At 71.2% G+C, this 260-nt stretch carries 1 protein-coding gene; it reads right to left on the bottom strand.

Translation table 11 applies throughout. The features are described from left to right. The coding region (locus OO57_RS38170) for a transposase (RefSeq protein ID WP_033257538.1) at nt 1-260 on the bottom strand (260 nt) is incomplete at both ends.

The raw sequence follows: 260 nt of genomic DNA, 5'->3' as shown, positions 1-260 counted from the left end.
CCACGGCCTTCGCGCCCGTCAGCGCGAAGGCCACCGGCAGGCCGTGCAGGGTGCACACCAGGTGCAGGCGAAGGCCCCAGAAGTAGCGGGAGTGGCTGGCGCAGTAGCCGTACTCGGCCCATCCGGCCAGGTCGGAGCGTTTCACGGTCTCGCGTGAGCGCCCGCACTCCACCGGGGTGGAGTCCACCAGCCATACGTCGTCGGTCCACAGCGAGGTATCGGCCGCGAGCAGGCGGTTGACGCGGGCGATGAGGTCGGCG

The sequence above is a fragment of the Kitasatospora phosalacinea genome (assembly GCF_000717185.1).
Taxonomy (GTDB): Bacteria; Actinomycetota; Actinomycetes; order Streptomycetales; family Streptomycetaceae; genus Kitasatospora; species Kitasatospora phosalacinea_A.
Note: the sequence above shows the minus strand (reverse complement) of the source record. Positions and strands in the feature narration are given on the sequence as shown.